Here is a 14,566-nt window from a genome sequence, read left to right as displayed (position 1 = left end):
ATGTGGTGCAAGACAAGCAGATCGGAGCTCCTGCGGTTCGCGCTCGTCGGCGGTGCGAACACGGCCGTGCACTGCAGCGTCTACCTGGCGTTGTGGCTGCTGGTGCCGTACCTGCTGGCGCACCTGGTCGCGACCGTTGCGGCGACGCTGTGCTCGTACCTGCTCAACTGCCGGTTCACCTTCGAGGTGGCGCCGAATCGGCGCACCCTGCTGCTGTTCCCGCTGTCCAACCTGGCCGTGATCGGGTTGAGCACCGCTGTCGTCGCGGTTTCGGTGGCGGTGTTCGACGTCGATTCGAGGCTGGCTCCGGTCGCGGCGGGTCTGGTCGTGGTGCCCGTGACCTTCCTGCTGAGCAGGCCCGAACGGCTGCCGCTACTCGAATGGCGCGGCGCGGTCGGGGTCGGGGTGGCTGTCGCGCTGTTGAGCCAGGTTCCGGTGCTGGTGAACCCGTCGTTCTACTTCTGGGACGACAGCGCGGCACAGTTCCTGCCGATGTGGCACCGGCTGGGCGAGCGGCTGCTCGCCGGGGACTGGCCGCTCGGGCTGGACCTCGACTCGTGGATGGGCGGCAACCTGGCCGCCGAATCGCTGTTCGGGATCTGGAATCCCGTGCACCTGCTGGATTGCCTGCTGGTGGTGTGGCTCGGCGATCTCGCGATCGGTGCCGCGGTGGTGAAAACGCAGTTCCTCGTCACGCTCGGTGCCGGAACCTTTCTGCTCTGCCGTTGTTATGGGGCGGGCCGTGGGATCTCGTCGGTGCTTGCGGTGGCGCTGCCGCTATCCGGTTTCGTGCTGTACTTCCAGGCCGCCACCTGGGCGGGCGGGCTCATGGGCTTCGCCTGGCTGCCGTGGGCCTGGTGGGCATTGCGCCGTGTGCTGGACGGGCGTCTGCCGGTGTTCGTGACGTGGATGCTGTGCTATCTGTGCGTTTCCGCCGGTGACCCCTACGGGGTGCTGGCGCTGGGCGCGGTCTTCGCCGGGCTGCTGGCCGAAACCGGCCGGAACTGGTCGAGAATCCGGCGGTTGGTCCTGGTGGGCGTGGCAGTCGGGGCGAGCCTGCCGTTGATCTTCTTCCCGGTGCTGGAAACCTCGGCGGTGGGGTGGCGGTCCGGGCACGAGCTGTTCAACATCGGCCAGCTGGTGCCGGGCATCGGCGACCTGCTGAACGCGAGCACACCCTCGTTCGTGCCGCAGATCCTGTCCTTCGGCTCCTTCCGGATGTCGGTGCCGGCCACCTACTTCGCCTGGTTCGCCGTCCCGCTGCTGGCCTGGCTGGACTGGCGGTCCGCCGGGGGGTTGTGGCGCCGCTGCCGGTGCGCCGCGCTGATCGCGGGCGGCTACTTCCTGCTGTGCCTCGGGCCGTCCAACGTGTGGCTGTTCCGCTGGCCGCTGCGGCATGTGGTCGTGCTCCACCTGGCGGTGGCCGTGCTGCTTGCCGTGTCGCTTTCGCGTGGACTGCGCACGGATCACTTCAAGGTGCGGTTGGCTTGCTCGGCCGGGACCGTGTTGCTCGGCGGGTATCTCTCGTTCGCGGCGTGGCCTGCTTTGGCCCCGAAGCACTTGGTGTCGCTGGCAGTGATCACCGTGCTGCTCGCGGCAGTCCTGATCCTGCACCGCAAGCAGCTGATGGCCGCGGTGCTGCACCTCGGCACGGCCTGCGCGCTTGCCTTGCAGATGTTGTGGTTTCCGGCGAATCGCGATGTCGCCGTCTACAACTTCCCGACATCGATCGCCGAACTCCGTACCCGCTACGCGGAATTCCACGGCGGCACCGTGTTGCAGATCGCCGACCGCACCCTGATCCCACCGGACGACGTCGCCTCGCGAAGCGCTTGGAAGCACTTGCTGTTCGGCAACATGCACGCGGCTGCAGGGGTCGCGAGCCTGGTCTCCTACACCGGCATCGGGCATGACGCCCTGCACACCCGGCTCTGCCTGAGCTATTACGGGGCCACCTGCCCGCAGGCCTACGACCGGCTCTGGCAGCCGGATGGGCTGGTCGACCGGCTCAAGGTCACCCACGTCGTGGTGCAGCGCCGGCTCCGCGAGGTTCCCGAAGCTCCGGCGGGCTGGCAGGTCACCCGGCGCGATGCGGATGTCGTTGTGCTCAAACGGGAAACGGCCCTGCCGTGGCCGGCCGGTCGGCTTAGCGCCAGCCGCGGGGTGCGGGTGCTCGACGACCGGCAGCACGGGCAGCGGCACGAAACTGTGCGGTTCGGCCGAACCGCAGACCGGGCCGAGCTGGTCTTCGCGCGCCTGGCCTGGCCGGGCTATCAGGCCACAGTGGACGGACGCCGGGTGCCGGTCGTCGGAACTGATGCGGGGCTGCTCACCGTTCGCCTCCCGCCGGGTCTGACCGGCGGCACGCTCGCGCTGTCCTGGAGCCCGCCTGGATTCGCCCTGCACCTCCTGCTGGCTTGCACCGGAGCGCTGCTCGCGCTCGCGCTGTCGGTAGCTGCGCCGCAGCCGGGGAGGCGAACAAGATGAGAGGATTCGCCGCCGCGATCGCGCTAATGCTGACCGCTCTGCTCGTCGATCCCGCCGCTGCGACGCAGGTGCGTTCCCACCTGCAAGTCGTGGCGCATCCCGACGACGACATCCTGTTCATGAACCCGGACCTGGCCATCTCGATCCGCTCCGGAGCGACCGTGACGACCGTGTTCCTGACGGCGGGGGAGAGCGATGTGCGGCCCACCGGGCGGTATGCCGCGCAGCGGCAGGCCGGGGCGAGGGCGGCGTTCGCGGCGATGGCCGGGGTGCCCGACGTCTGGGCCCGTGCCGGGCTGCCGCTGCCCGGGGGCCGTCAAGCCGAGGTGCAGACCTTGCGCGATCGGCCGAGGGTGCGGTTGGTGTTCCTGAACCTGCCCGATGACAACGATCCGCACGTTGCTGGTGGCAGGCATGCGCTGACCCGCCTCTGGCACGACGCAACGGCACGAGTCGAGGCACTGCGGCCGGACGGATCTGCGCTGGTGGTGACCAGCATTCACGACCGGGCCTCCGTCATCAACGCGCTGGGAGAGCTCTACCGGAGGTTCGCGCCCTCGATCGTGCGGACCCACGACCCCGAACCGGACCCCCGGTACCAGCCGCAGTGGGGACGCCACCACAACCACCCCGACCACGTGATGACGGCGCGATTCGCGGAGCTCGCGATGCGGTCCGCCGGATCGGCGCACCTGATCCACTACCGCGACTACAACGTCGCCGACGCGCCGCCTAACCTGCCGGCGGAGATCGTCGCCGGCAAACGGGGGATCTTCGCGCGCTACGCGGCGCACGACGCCGAGGTGAGCATGGGGGAGCCCTATGCGACGTGGCTGCGAAGCATGCGGCACCGCTGGCCGTGGAACGCGAACTGGGCGACGACCGGTCGCGACGGCGAGCCCGCATACGTCTACGTGCGGGGCGGAAGGCTGTTGAGGGGAAACGGATCACATGAGTCCGTTGTGGACACCCGGGGTTTCGCGCCCCGTGACGGTTCGCCGGGATTCGCGGGTCCGGACACCCTTGTGGTCCAGGACCGCACGGGTGCGATCTTCCTGAAAAGCGGGCAGGACCACTGGCAGGATCTCGGCTTCCCACCGACCGAAACTCCGCTCGGCCGAGTCGGACCCCCGGCGGCGGTCGTGGCACCGGGCGGGAGAGTGCTGGTCGCGGTCCGCAACGCTCGCGGCGGTGTGAGCGCCCGGTTCGCCGACCAGTCAGCTTGGACGGACCTCGGCGGCACCGGGGTCGTCGACGCCGTCTCGGTGCTCATGACCGGCACCGGTGAGGCGCACGTTTTCGCCACCGCGCTGGCCGGATTGCTGCACTGGCGGCTCGACGGCACCGGTTCCCGGCTCGTCGCGCCGCCGGAAACTCACCGCCCGGCCGGATCCGTTGCCGTGGCCCGCGGCCACCGGGCGTTCGCGGCGTTCCGCGAGGCGGCCAGCGGGCGCGTGGTCGTGCTCGGCGAGCACGCGGGATGGTCCGTGGTCGCCACCACCGACACCACTGCCACCTCCGATCCCGCACTCGCCGTGCTGGACGGCGACATCCCGGTCGTCGCGGTCCGCAACGGCGAAGGGCAGATCGCGGTGCTCGGCACCACGATGACCGTCCTGCCCGGCCGGATCGTCGGACGGCCCGCCTTCACCTCGGACGGCCGCCACCTTGTCGCGCTCGGAGACGACGGCCGAATGCACGTGAGCCCGCGTCCTCGGGACGCGGGCTCACGACGGCGGCGGCGGAACTTACGCCGAGGACCGGGCCGTCGCGACGTGCTGCGTGGCGCGCTGCGCCAGCTTCTGCTCACCGGGGTCGCAGACGTCCTTGACCTGCAGGCTCAGGACCGCCACCAGGATGTAGAGCGCGCTGAACGCGATGGCCACCCCGCCGCCGCCGACCAGCGGGTACAGGATCGTGACCACGACCGGGCCGACGAACGCCGCGCCACCGGCACCGAAGTTCAGGATCGCCAGGGCCGAACCCTTGTCCTTGGGCGTGACCATCGACGGCATCAGCGCAGACAGCGGGACGAACCCGGCCAGCAGGATGCCGTAGACCACGCCGAAGGTGGCGGTCACCGCGAAGCTCTGGGTGGACACCGCGGTGAAGTACCACAGCGGAGTCGCGACGGCGCAACCCACGCAGCCGAACCAGGTGATCGTGCGACGCCAGCCGAAGCGGTCGCCGAACACGCCGAAGAACAGGTTCGCGGCGATGTTCGCGCCGTAGCTGATCGACGCGAGCGTGGCCAGCTGCGGGGCGGTCAGGAAGCCGCCGCCCGGGGTGGCCGGGCCGAGCACGAACGGGAACATCGCGAAGAAGCCGTACTGCGGCGCGGTGTTGACGATGCGGATAAGGCCACCGGCCAGGGTGCGGCGGTCGCGCCAGAGGATGTCCACGCCCTCGCCCAGCCTCTTGATGCTGCGCGGGTTGGAGACCGTCTGGTCGGCGATCGGCTTGAGGCCGTGCTCCTCGCGGACGGCGAAGCTGCCGATGAGCACACCGATGGTGACCACCACCAGCGACAGCACCAGCGTGCCGTGCTGGCTCAGGCCGAACACGCCGATGGAGACCGCGGCCAGCGCCGCGCCCAGGGTCGGCAGACCACCGGTGAAGGCGAACCAGAACCACCCGGCGACCGAACCGCGCATCTTGGTTGGGCTGGCGATCTGCGCCCACACCAGGAACGCGAACGCAAACAGCGGGTAGGCGAAGCCGCGGATGCCGTAGGTGGCCACGATGAGCGTCGCGTTGTGCGACGGCAGCGCGACGAACAGGAACAGCGCCTCAAAAACCACCCACCAGGCGCCGCCGAGCCACATGACCCGGCGCGGGCCCCAGATCGAGGAGAGCGTCCCGGAGAACCACGCGGCGATCATGGCCGCGACGCCGTAGAGGGTGACCGTGGCGAACGCCGCGGTCGCGCCGGGCAGTCCGCCGCCGTCGGGTTGCTGCAGGTAGTCCGAGAGGAAGGTGGTCTCCACTCCGTCGCCGATCATGAAGATCAGGACGGCGATGAAGCCCCAGAACAGCTGCCTGGGGATACCGATGCGGTCGAGTGCGCTGGCCGGCCGCAACGGCTCGGCATCCGCAGAGGTCTGTTGGGACATCACTGTCTCCAAGGGATCGGAACTTCCCGGTGTGCGCGGCTAGGACGCACCCCCGGTCGACGAGTGCTGGCTATCATGCACCTTGTTCAGTTTAACGCGCAAGACGTTAATTCATCGCAATCTGATGTGAAGATCAACAACGAAGCTGGCTGTCCGATGCCGCTGCTCCCGGGGGCTAGCCCATCGGGGACAGGCGGACGTCGGTCTGCTCGCGCATCTCCTCGACCAGCGCTGCGTCCAGCTCGCCCGCCAGCAGCACGTGGTCGAAGGCGCGCACCGGGGCGAACTGGTGCAGCGCCGAGCGGGCCACCTTGCTGGCGTCCATCATCAGCACCTTGGTCGTCGCGCTGGCCAGCATCGCCCGCTTGACCAGCACGATCTCCTGCTCCTGGTGGTAGGTCAGCCGTGCGTTCATCGCCGAGGTGGACAGGAACACGATGTCCACCGAGAAGGCGCTGATCATCTCCTGGCAGGGCAGGCCCAGGTAGGAGTCGTGGGTCCGGGAGTACTCGCCGCCCAGGCCGATCAGCCGGATGTCCGGCACGTCACGCAGCGCCTCCTGCACCTGCCGGTAGTTGCTGACCACGGTCAGCGGGCCGACCTCGGGCAGCAGCCTGGCCAGCGCGAGCGCGGTGGTCGAGTCGTCCAGCATCACCGACATGCCCGGGTTGATGAACTGCAAGGCGTCCTTGGCCAGCGCTTCCTTCTCGGCGGTGTGGGTGTGCAGCCGGAAGTCCGAGCTGCTCTCGAACACCGTGGATGGCTGGGCGGAGACCCCGCCGTGGTACTTGCGCAGCAGGCCCCGGGTGACCAGGTCGTCGAGGTCGCGGTGCACTGTCATCAGGCTGACGCCGGTCAGCTCGGACAGTTCCGCGGCGCTGGCGAACCCCTGCGAGACCACGTGGTCGATGATCTTCTGCTGTCGCAGGAGCCGAGCGGACTGCTTCTTCGGTGCGGACGCCATGCGGCCATCTTGCCCCGTGGCGCGCGGCGCCTGTCGTGGGACACCGGTCGCCTTACTGAAGTATCACGGTAATGGTGACATTTAACGTATGTCATGTTAATTTGACCGTGTCAGTGATTGGCGGGAGGTAAAGATGACCCAGTCCGAAGGGCCGAACGGCACCCACCGCGCGGTCGTGTTCGACATGGACGGCGTCCTGGTCGAGAGCGAACACCTGTGGGAGCGGATGTGGGCCAAGTTCGCCGCCGCCCACGGCAGGACCTGGACCGTGGAGCAGACCCGGCAGGTCCAGGGCATGAGCGCGCCCGAGTGGTCGGCCTTCCTCGCCGACTTCAGCGCCACCAGCGACTCCGTGGCCGAGACCGAGCGGGTCGTGGTCGACGACATGATCGCCGCGCTCGACGGCGGTGAGATCGAGCTGCTGCCCGGCGCCGAGAAAATGGTCACCGAGGTCGCCGCGCGCGCCCCGATCGCGCTCGCCTCGTCGGCGCCGCGCCGCCTCATCGACGCGGTCCTCGATCGCCACGGACTGACCAAGCACTTCGCGGCTACCGTCTCCAGCGCCGAGGTACCCAAGGGCAAACCGAGCCCCGACGTGTACCTGTCGGCCGCCGAAAAGCTCGGCCAGGACCCGCAGCACTGCCTGGCGGTCGAGGACTCCAGCAACGGGTTGCGTGCCGCCGCTGCGGCGGGAATGACTGTGGTGGCCATCCCGAACTCCGACTACCCGCCGGCCGAGGACGCCCTGGCCAAGGCCAGCTACCTCGCCACCGACCTGGACGACGTTCGGTCTCGCCTGGTGAGCGGGCTGCCCCAGCCGGTCGGCAGCTGAGCACCCGGCATCCTGCCCGCCGCACGCAAGGAAGACAAAGGAGTCCTCATGACCAGTGTTCTGGCCGCAGGTGACCACTTCGTCGCGCCCGAGGTGTTCGTCGACGCCCTGCGCCGCAGCGCCGGTTCGCACGACCTGCGGTTCAACACCCTGAAGCTGCCGTGGCCCGTCGAGCCGTTCGGACCGGTCGGCAACGTCCACGAGGCCAGCGGCACCGAGCAGCAGCTGCTCGACGCGCTCGGCGGCGTGGAGATCGCCGCCACCCAGATGGCGCCGTTCACCGCGGACGTGCTGGCCAACAGCCCGCAGCTGAAGTTCGTCGGCGTCTGCCGCGGCGGCCCGGTGAACGTGGACCTCGAGGCCGCCACCGACAACGGCGTGATCGTCAGCTACGCGCCCGGCCGCAACGCCGCTGCGGCCGCCGAGTTCGCCGTCGGGCTGATCCTCGCCGCGCTGCGCCGCATCCCCGGCTCGGACGCCGAGCTCAAGGCCGGTAACTGGCGTGGCGACTACTACGCGTACGAGAACGCCGGCATCGAGCTGGAGGGCTCGACCGTCGGCCTGGTCGGCTACGGCGCGATCGGCAAGATCGTGGCCCGGGTCCTGAAGGCATTCGGCGCGCACGTGCTGGTGTCCGACCCGTTCGTGCAGGCCGAGGCCGCCGCCCGCGACGGCGTCGAGCTCGTCGAGCTGGAGGCGCTGCTGCGCCGCAGCTCGGTCGTCAGCCTGCACGCGCGGCTGACCCCGGAGACCAAGAACCTGCTCAACGCCGACAACCTCAAGCTGCTGCCGGAAGGTGCGGTGCTGATCAACTCCGCCCGGGGCGGGCTGCTCGACTACGCGCCGCTGCCGGAGCTACTGAAGTCCGGCCACCTCGGCGCGCTGGCGGTGGATGTCTACGACATCGAGCCGCCGCCGCGCGACTGGCCGCTGTTCGACGCGCCCAACGTCATCACCACCCCGCACCTGGCCGGGGCGACCCGCCAGACCGCGCACCGCGCCGCCGACATCGTCGCCGGGGAGGTCGCCCGGTTCCTGGGCGGCGAGCGCCCCCGGTTCGTCGCCAACCCGGAAGTGCTGGCCAAGTTCGAAGGCCTGCGGCCATGATCGTCGGGGTCGACGTCGGCACGTCGGTGACCAAGGCGTCGTTGCTCAACCGCGACGGCACGGCGCTGGTCACGCACAGCAAGCGCAGCACGTTGAACCGGCTGCCGGGCGGGCGGGTCGAGCAGGACCTCGAAGAGGTCATCGGCTCGGTGATCCAGGTGGTGCGCGAGGTCGCCGCTGCGGCCGAGCAGGTCGGCGAGCCGATCGAGGCCCTGGCCATCACCGGCCAGGGCGACGGGCTGTGGCTGCGCGACCACCAGGGCCAGCAGGTCGGCCCGGCCATCTCGTGGCTGGACGCGCGCGCCGCGGAAGTGCTGGACCACTGGGAGAAATCCGGTGTGCAGCGGCGGGTCTTCGGGCTCACCGGGTCGGGGATGTTCCCCGGCTCGGCCGGCCCGCTGCTCGCGCACCTGGCCGAGAGCTCCCCGGAGCGACTGGAGCGCGCCGTGGTCGCCGGGTACTGCGTCGACGCGATCGTGCAGCGCTTCACCGGTGAGATCACGGTCGACGCCTCCGACGCGTCGCTGCCGTTCCTGGACGTGCCGAGCCGCAGCTACTCGCAGGAAGCGCTGCAGGCCTGCGGCGTGGCCGAGTACCGCAGGCTGCTGGCCGAACCGGCCCCGCCGAACAAGCTGTTCGCGCTGGACGGCAAGAGCGCCAAGGCGCTGGGGCTGCCCGCCGGTCTGCCGGTGTCGGCCGGCCCGTTCGACCTGCCCGCCTGCGCGTTCGGCTCCGGCGTCGGCAACGTCGGCGACGGCAGCCTGGTGATCGGCACGACCCTGGGCTGCCAGGTGCTGCGCGACGAGGTCGCCATCGACCCGGACGGCGAGGTCGCGGGCATGTGGCTGGCGACGCCGCTGCCGGAGCGGTACCTGCGGGTGATGCCCGCGATGGTCGGCACCGCCAACCTGGACTGGGTGCTCAGCATGGTCGGAGCGGGCGTGGACCAGCTGGAAACGTTGCTGGGCAACAGCAAACCCGGTGCCGGCGGGGTGTCGGCGCTGTCGTTCCTGTCCAGCTCCGGTGAGCGCGCGCCGTTCGTCGAACCGCACGCACACGGCCAGTTCACCGGGCTGTCGCTGGAAACCACGCAGTCCGACCTGGTGCGCGCGATGTGCGAGGCGGTGGCCTACGCGGCGCGGCACAACCTCGAAACCGCGGGCCTGACCGGTGAGGTCTCGGCATGCGGCGGCGGTGCGCGATCGGCGGCGTGGAGCCAGATCTTCGCCGACGTGCTGGGCCGGCCACTGCACGTGCCCTACGAGGAGGGCGTCGGCGCACGAGGTGCGGCGATGACCGCCTGGGACTCGCTCGGCGAGCCGGTGGACCACGAGGAGTGGGCCGCGGCGCGGCGCACCGTGGTGCCGAACCCCAGCGCCGTGGAGTTCTACGAGCGCGGCTACCGCGAATACCTGGCAACGATCGATCGCGCCCGCCCGCTGTGGGGCGCGACCTCCTGACCTTCAAGACCTGGCGCTGAGGAGCAGCAGATGACGCGCTTGTACGACGACCCCGCGTCGTTCACCGAGGACATGGTGACCGGTTTCGTGGCAGCGCACCCCGAACACGTCCGGCCGGTGCCGGGCGGGGTGGTGCGCGCGAAACGCGCGCGCAAGGGCAAGGTCGCCGTGGTCACCGGCGGCGGGTCCGGGCACTACCCGGCCTTCTGCGGGGTGGTCGGGCCGGGCTTCGCCGACGGCTCGGTCATCGGCAACATCTTCACCTCGCCGTCGGCCGACGACGCCTATTCGGTGGGCCGCGCGGCCGACCGGGGTGCCGGGGTGGTGTTCTCGTTCGGCAACTACGCCGGCGACAACATGAACTTCGGGCTGGCGGTGGAACGCCTGGAACGCGACGGGTTCCGCGCGCACAACGTCGTGGTGACTGACGACGTGGCCAGCGCCCCGGCGGCGGAGCAGACCAAGCGCCGCGGCGTGGTCGGCGACTTCGTGGTCTTCAAGGTCGCCTCGGCGGCGGCCGAGGAGGGCTACTCCTTCGACGAGGTGGTGCGGGTCGCCGAGCACGCCAACACGCGCACCCGCAGCCTCGGCGTGGCCTTCGATGGCTGCACGCTGCCGGGCCAGGACCAGCCGCTGTTCGAGGTGCCGGAGGGCCGGATGGGCCTCGGGCTCGGCATCCACGGCGAGCCGGGCGTCTCCGAACGCGAGCTGCCATCGGCGTCGGAGCTGGCGAAGATCCTGGTCGACGGCCTGCTCGCGGAGGCCCCGGAAACGGGTGGGGAGACGCCGCGGGTGACGGCGATCCTCAACGGGCTGGGCGCCACCAAGTATGAGGAACTGTTCGTGGTCTGGGGCACCGTGTCCCGGCTGCTGGCCGAGGCCGGCCTGGAGGTCGTCGCGCCCGAGGTGGGCGAGCTGGTGACCAGCCTCGACATGGCCGGTTGCTCGCTGACGCTGACCTGGCTGGACCCGGAACTCGAGCGGCTGTGGCAGGCCCCGGCCGACACTCCCGCCTACCGCAAGGGGAATGTCGCGCTGGCCGAGGTGGAAGAGTCCGAAGAGGACGATGAACTGCAGGCGGCGCCCGGGAAGGTGACCGTGGTGGCCCCGCCGGAAGGCCAGGCGACCGCCGCGGTCGTGGCGAAGGCCCTGCACGCGGTGGCGGATCTGCTGCACGACAAGGAAGAAGAACTCGGCCGCCTCGACGCGATCGCGGGCGACGGCGACCACGGCCGCGGCATGACGCGCGGCAGCGCGGCCGCGGTGGCGGCCGCCGACGAGGCCGTGGCGCAGGGGGTCGGGCCCCGGCGGCGGTGCTGGTCGCCGCGGGCGACGCATGGGCGGCGAAGGCCGGGGGCACCTCGGGCGTGCTGTGGGGCGCGGCGCTGCGGTCGTTCGGCGACCTGCTGCCCGACCACCGCGCGGCGATGGCCAACGACTTGACCGCGGGCGCTTCGGCGGCGCTCGCGGCGGTGCAGCGGCTCGGCCGAGCGGAGCTCGGCGACAAGACGCTGGTCGACGCACTGGTTCCGTTCGTCGAGGAACTGCGCCGCGCCGTCGAGGCGGGTGCGACGGGCACCGATGCCTGGCAGCAGGCTGCGAAGGCGGCGACGCGGGCCGCCGAGCAGACCGCGGAGTTGCGGCCCCGCACCGGCCGCGCCCGGCCGCTGGCCGATCGCAGCGTCGGAACCCCGGACCCGGGTGCGACGTCGCTGGCGCTCGCGCTCGACCGGGTCGGGGCCGTGCTCGCCGGAAACTGATGGGCTCGCCGGAACGGGAAGGATGAGGCGAAGTGACTGAGCAGGCGCCGTTGCGCATCGTGGTCGGCTCCGACGACGCAGGACTGCAGTACAAGGAAGCGCTGAAGAAGGACCTGGAGAACGACCCCCGGGTGACCAGCGTGGCGGACGTGGGTGTCGGCTCCGACGAGCACACCGCCTACCCGCACGTGGCAGTCAACGCCGCGCGCCTGGTCGCCGAAGGCGAAGCGGACCGCGCGCTGCTGGTGTGCGGCACCGGGCTCGGCGTGGCGATCAGCGCGAACAAGGTGCCGGGTATCCGGGCCGTCACCGCGCACGACAGCTACTCGGTGGAGCGGTCGGTGCTCAGCAACAATGCCCAGGTGCTGTGCTTCGGCCAGCGCGTGGTCGGCCTGGAGCTGGCCCGCAAGCTGGCGTCGGAGTGGCTGGGCTACCGGTTCGACGCGTCTTCGCCATCGGCCCAGAAGGTTGCCGCGATCAACGGCTACGAGTCGGTGCCGGACGCATCCGGCGCCACGTGTTGAACGAGGGATGAAGTGAGCAGTTCGCGACTGGCCGAGCAACGGCGCGAGGTCATCGAGATCGCCCAGCGGATGACGGCGGACCGGCTGGTGGTCGGCACCTCCGGCAACGTGTCGGTCCGCTGCGGCGACCTGGTGGCGGTGACGCCGTCGGGCGTCGACTACGACAAGCTGGCGGTGGAGGACATCCCGCTGGTGGACCTCACCGGCAACGTGGTCGAGGGCGATCTCAAGCCCACGTCCGAACTGCGGATGCACCTCACCGCCTACCGGAGGCACGACGCCGGGGCAGTGGTGCACACGCATTCGTTGCACGCCACCGCGTTGTCGTTGCTGCGCAACGATGTTCCGGCAGTGCACTATCAGCTCGCGGACTTCGGCGGCACGGTGCAGGTGGCGGAGTACGCCACCTTCGGCAGCGACCAGCTGGCCGAGACGATGTCCGATGCCCTGGCGGGACGAGCCGGATGCATCCTGCGCAACCACGGGACGATCACCATCGGAGCCAGCCTGTCTCAGGCCTACAACCGGGCGCGGCAGCTGGAGTGGCTGTGCGAGCTCTGGCTGACCGCGACCCGGGCAGGTGCCCCGAGCCTGCTCAGCGACGAGGAACTGGCCCGCTGCGCGGAACTGTTCGCGGGTTATGGCCAGAAATAGCGCAGGTCGTCGTGGCGTGCGTTTGAAGTCCACCGTGCGCGGTGGGATGAACACGGGGCGCCCGTCGTGCATCGCGATTTCCCAGCGCTGGCTGTGCAGGGCGCGGTGATGGTGCCCGCAGAGCATCACCATGTTGCTTTTCATCCGTTAGTTGGTCAGTCTGACCAGCAGGCGTCGGCGCCGCGCCCGGACGTTGAGCGTGGTCGACCCGGACGACGACCCGCGTAACTTACTCGGGAAGCTGTGACCGTCCGAGTACTGTGGATGGTTCTTCGCCCGCCGTCCCGGCTGGTCGCCCGGAATGGTGTCACCCCGCAGGGATCGTGATCCCTGCGGGGCATTTTGCGTGCCCCCGGCGCGACATGAGATCCGGTTGCGGCGCATTGCCGCTCGTCGAACCTCGCAGACCAAGCACGAGCCTTCCCCTGCTCGAACTTCCGATCCGACCCGGTCGCGCCACTGCGCGAGCAGACCGGCGCTCAGGTCGAGGTCTACTTCTACGACATGCTGCCGACGTGGCGAGTGCTGGCGCTCGACAACGTGCAGTTCGTCTCGGCATTCGGCGAAGATCACGAGGGGCACACCTCGCCCATGTACAAGATCGCCGCGTCGGCGCATGGCGCGCTGCACCGTGGGTTCCGTAGGTTCACCGACGAGCTACGGGCGCAGTCCCGGCAAGTGATCTAGGGAGGTTCCACGGTGGCAGTCGAGGCGGAACTCAAGGCCCGTGTCAGCGACCCTGAAACGGTCCGGGCACGGCTCCGCGAGCGAGCAGAAGAGCAGGTGCAGACCTACCGCGACCGGTATTTCGACTGGCCGTCTGGCGATCTCGACGGACAGGGCTACGAAGTCCGTCTGCGTGTGGTGGAAACGGCCACGACGAGCACGTCCCTCCTCACGTTCAAAGAACCCCCGGTACACGACAGCGGGTCGAAGCCGGAGCACGAGACCACGCTCGCCGACGCCGAACCGGTTGGCGCCCTGCTAGTCGCTCTCGGGCTGGTGGAGCACATCTCGTTCGAGAAGCACTGCCGGAACTTCCGGTTCACCGAACGCGGCCGAGACGTGCTGGCGACCCTGGTGCACGTGCCAGAGCTGGACGGAACCTTCATCGAGGTCGAAACCATCGTTCCGGATGAAACCGAGGTCGCTGTTGGTCTCGACGCGGTGCGGGCCGTGCTCGACTCGCTCGGCATCACCAGCGACGACCTCACGGCTGAGAAGTACACCGACGCCGTCGCCGCTCGACGTCGTTGATCCGCTATCCACTCATGGGGCAATCCGTGATCAACGACGTGGGGCGAATGCGGGCTCAGCCGTAACCGCAGGTGAGAGAGTACGCACAATAGCGGAAACTATGCTTCGACAGCTCGGTCGTCCCACCGTCGGTCCGGTGCTCGACGTGATGCGGTTCCGGCGTTCCCGGAGGTCGGTCGCACCCCGGGAACGCGCACACCCCGTCGCGTTGCAGGAGCGCGGCGCGGAGGTGAGTTGGGGCGGTGCGCTTGGCGCGCCCCACGCCCAGCGGCAGCCCATCCCCGTCGAGAACCATCGGCAGAACTTCGGCGTCGCAGGCGATCCGGCGGGCGTTCTCAGCGGTGATGGCGCGTTCGGTGTTGAGGGTGCCGGGCATGTCGTACTCGCCGACGAAACCCGACCCCGTTT

The 14,566-nt window shown here is 69.9% G+C and carries 13 protein-coding genes and 2 pseudogenes; 11 read left to right on the top strand and 4 right to left on the bottom strand.

The annotated features are described in order from the left end of the window. Both SSPN_RS0118985 and SSPN_RS62755 read left to right on the top strand, forming a co-directional pair. The gene (locus SSPN_RS0118985; RefSeq protein WP_010697160.1) at positions 1–2,487 is read left to right on the top strand and encodes a GtrA family protein; all 2,487 of its coding nucleotides are present in this window, start codon (positions 1–3) and stop codon (positions 2,485–2,487) included. Continuing rightward, a pseudogene (locus tag SSPN_RS62755) lies at positions 2,484–3,143 on the top strand (PIG-L family deacetylase); the annotation flags it as partial. The gene SSPN_RS0118985 and the pseudogene SSPN_RS62755, both read left to right, overlap by 4 nt. A gap of 561 nt (positions 3,144–3,704) precedes the next feature. On the opposite strand, the gene SSPN_RS0118980 reads toward SSPN_RS62755, so the two are convergent. The 3 genes from SSPN_RS0118980 to SSPN_RS0118970 all read right to left on the bottom strand — a co-directional run bounded on the left by SSPN_RS0118980 (position 3,705) and on the right by SSPN_RS0118970 (position 6,564). Further along, positions 3,705–4,187, bottom strand: a complete 483-nt coding sequence (locus SSPN_RS0118980; RefSeq protein WP_010697158.1) for a hypothetical protein — start codon at positions 4,185–4,187, stop codon at positions 3,705–3,707. A gap of 48 nt (positions 4,188–4,235) precedes the next feature. Continuing rightward, on the bottom strand, positions 4,236–5,600 hold the full coding sequence (locus SSPN_RS0118975) for an MFS transporter (protein WP_029535488.1): 1,365 nt from the start codon (positions 5,598–5,600) through the stop codon (positions 4,236–4,238). Positions 5,601–5,775: 175 nt separating this feature from the next. Further along, positions 5,776–6,564, bottom strand: coding sequence for a DeoR/GlpR family DNA-binding transcription regulator (locus SSPN_RS0118970; protein ID WP_010697150.1), 789 nt, complete (start codon positions 6,562–6,564; stop codon positions 5,776–5,778). Positions 6,565–6,697: 133 nt separating this feature from the next. Between SSPN_RS0118970 and SSPN_RS0118965 the strand changes: the two genes are divergently transcribed. The 9 genes and pseudogenes from SSPN_RS0118965 (at position 6,698) to SSPN_RS0118930 (ending at position 14,158) form a co-directional block, all read left to right on the top strand. After that, positions 6,698–7,396 carry an HAD family hydrolase gene (locus SSPN_RS0118965; protein WP_010697148.1) on the top strand — a complete coding sequence of 233 codons (699 nt, stop codon included), beginning with the start codon at positions 6,698–6,700 and terminating at the stop codon, positions 7,394–7,396. 48 nt (positions 7,397–7,444) lie between these two features. Then, positions 7,445–8,503, top strand: coding sequence for a 2-hydroxyacid dehydrogenase (locus SSPN_RS0118960; RefSeq protein WP_010697146.1), 1,059 nt, complete (start codon positions 7,445–7,447; stop codon positions 8,501–8,503). Continuing rightward, on the top strand, positions 8,500–9,963 hold the full coding sequence (locus tag SSPN_RS0118955) for an FGGY-family carbohydrate kinase (RefSeq protein WP_010697144.1): 1,464 nt from the start codon (positions 8,500–8,502) through the stop codon (positions 9,961–9,963). The genes SSPN_RS0118960 and SSPN_RS0118955 overlap by 4 nt, the downstream gene beginning before the upstream one ends. A gap of 30 nt (positions 9,964–9,993) precedes the next feature. Further along, positions 9,994–11,406, top strand: coding sequence for a dihydroxyacetone kinase family protein (locus SSPN_RS44540; protein ID WP_010697143.1), 1,413 nt, complete (start codon positions 9,994–9,996; stop codon positions 11,404–11,406). Then, a pseudogene (locus SSPN_RS61700) lies at positions 11,325–11,723 on the top strand (DAK2 domain-containing protein); the annotation flags it as partial. The gene SSPN_RS44540 and the pseudogene SSPN_RS61700, both read left to right, overlap by 82 nt. A gap of 32 nt (positions 11,724–11,755) precedes the next feature. Next, a complete protein-coding gene (locus tag SSPN_RS0118945; protein WP_010697141.1) occupies positions 11,756–12,247 on the top strand; it encodes a ribose-5-phosphate isomerase in 492 nt (163 codons plus the stop codon). Positions 12,248–12,259: 12 nt separating this feature from the next. Beyond that, a complete protein-coding gene (locus tag SSPN_RS0118940; protein ID WP_010697139.1) occupies positions 12,260–12,901 on the top strand; it encodes a class II aldolase/adducin family protein in 642 nt (213 codons plus the stop codon). A gap of 504 nt (positions 12,902–13,405) precedes the next feature. Then, positions 13,406–13,588 (top strand): hypothetical protein, encoded by a 183-nt coding sequence (locus SSPN_RS49060; protein ID WP_010697137.1) that lies wholly within the window; start codon positions 13,406–13,408, stop codon positions 13,586–13,588. Positions 13,589–13,600: 12 nt separating this feature from the next. Continuing rightward, on the top strand, positions 13,601–14,158 hold the full coding sequence (locus tag SSPN_RS0118930; RefSeq protein WP_010697135.1) for a class IV adenylate cyclase: 558 nt from the start codon (positions 13,601–13,603) through the stop codon (positions 14,156–14,158). A gap of 55 nt (positions 14,159–14,213) precedes the next feature. Here SSPN_RS0118930 and SSPN_RS59990 read toward each other — a convergent pair whose 3' ends face one another. Then, positions 14,214–14,534 carry an HNH endonuclease signature motif containing protein gene (locus tag SSPN_RS59990; protein WP_010697133.1) on the bottom strand — a complete coding sequence of 107 codons (321 nt, stop codon included), beginning with the start codon at positions 14,532–14,534 and terminating at the stop codon, positions 14,214–14,216. Between the last annotated feature and the right edge of the window lie 32 nt (positions 14,535–14,566).

It is taken from the genome of Saccharopolyspora spinosa NRRL 18395, assembly GCF_000194155.1.
GTDB classification, from domain to species: Bacteria; Actinomycetota; Actinomycetes; order Mycobacteriales; family Pseudonocardiaceae; genus Saccharopolyspora; species Saccharopolyspora spinosa.
This window is presented reverse-complemented; position numbering and strand designations above follow the sequence as displayed.

Excerpts from the sequence above, each read along its gene's own strand:
- SSPN_RS0118985 (WP_010697160.1), top strand. The coding sequence starts at position 1 with ATGTGGTGCAAGACAAGCAGATCGGAGCTCCTGCGGTTCGCGCTCGTC.
- SSPN_RS0118975 (WP_029535488.1), bottom strand. The coding sequence starts at position 5,600 with ATGTCCCAACAGACCTCTGCGGATGCCGAGCCGTTGCGGCCGGCCAGC.
- SSPN_RS0118970 (WP_010697150.1), bottom strand. The coding sequence starts at position 6,564 with ATGGCGTCCGCACCGAAGAAGCAGTCCGCTCGGCTCCTGCGACAGCAG.
- SSPN_RS0118965 (WP_010697148.1), top strand. The coding sequence starts at position 6,698 with ATGACCCAGTCCGAAGGGCCGAACGGCACCCACCGCGCGGTCGTGTTC.
- SSPN_RS0118960 (WP_010697146.1), top strand. The coding sequence starts at position 7,445 with ATGACCAGTGTTCTGGCCGCAGGTGACCACTTCGTCGCGCCCGAGGTG.
- SSPN_RS0118955 (WP_010697144.1), top strand. The coding sequence starts at position 8,500 with ATGATCGTCGGGGTCGACGTCGGCACGTCGGTGACCAAGGCGTCGTTG.
- SSPN_RS44540 (WP_010697143.1), top strand. The coding sequence starts at position 9,994 with ATGACGCGCTTGTACGACGACCCCGCGTCGTTCACCGAGGACATGGTG.
- SSPN_RS49060 (WP_010697137.1), top strand. The coding sequence starts at position 13,406 with ATGCTGCCGACGTGGCGAGTGCTGGCGCTCGACAACGTGCAGTTCGTC.
- SSPN_RS59990 (WP_010697133.1), bottom strand. The coding sequence starts at position 14,534 with ATGCCCGGCACCCTCAACACCGAACGCGCCATCACCGCTGAGAACGCC.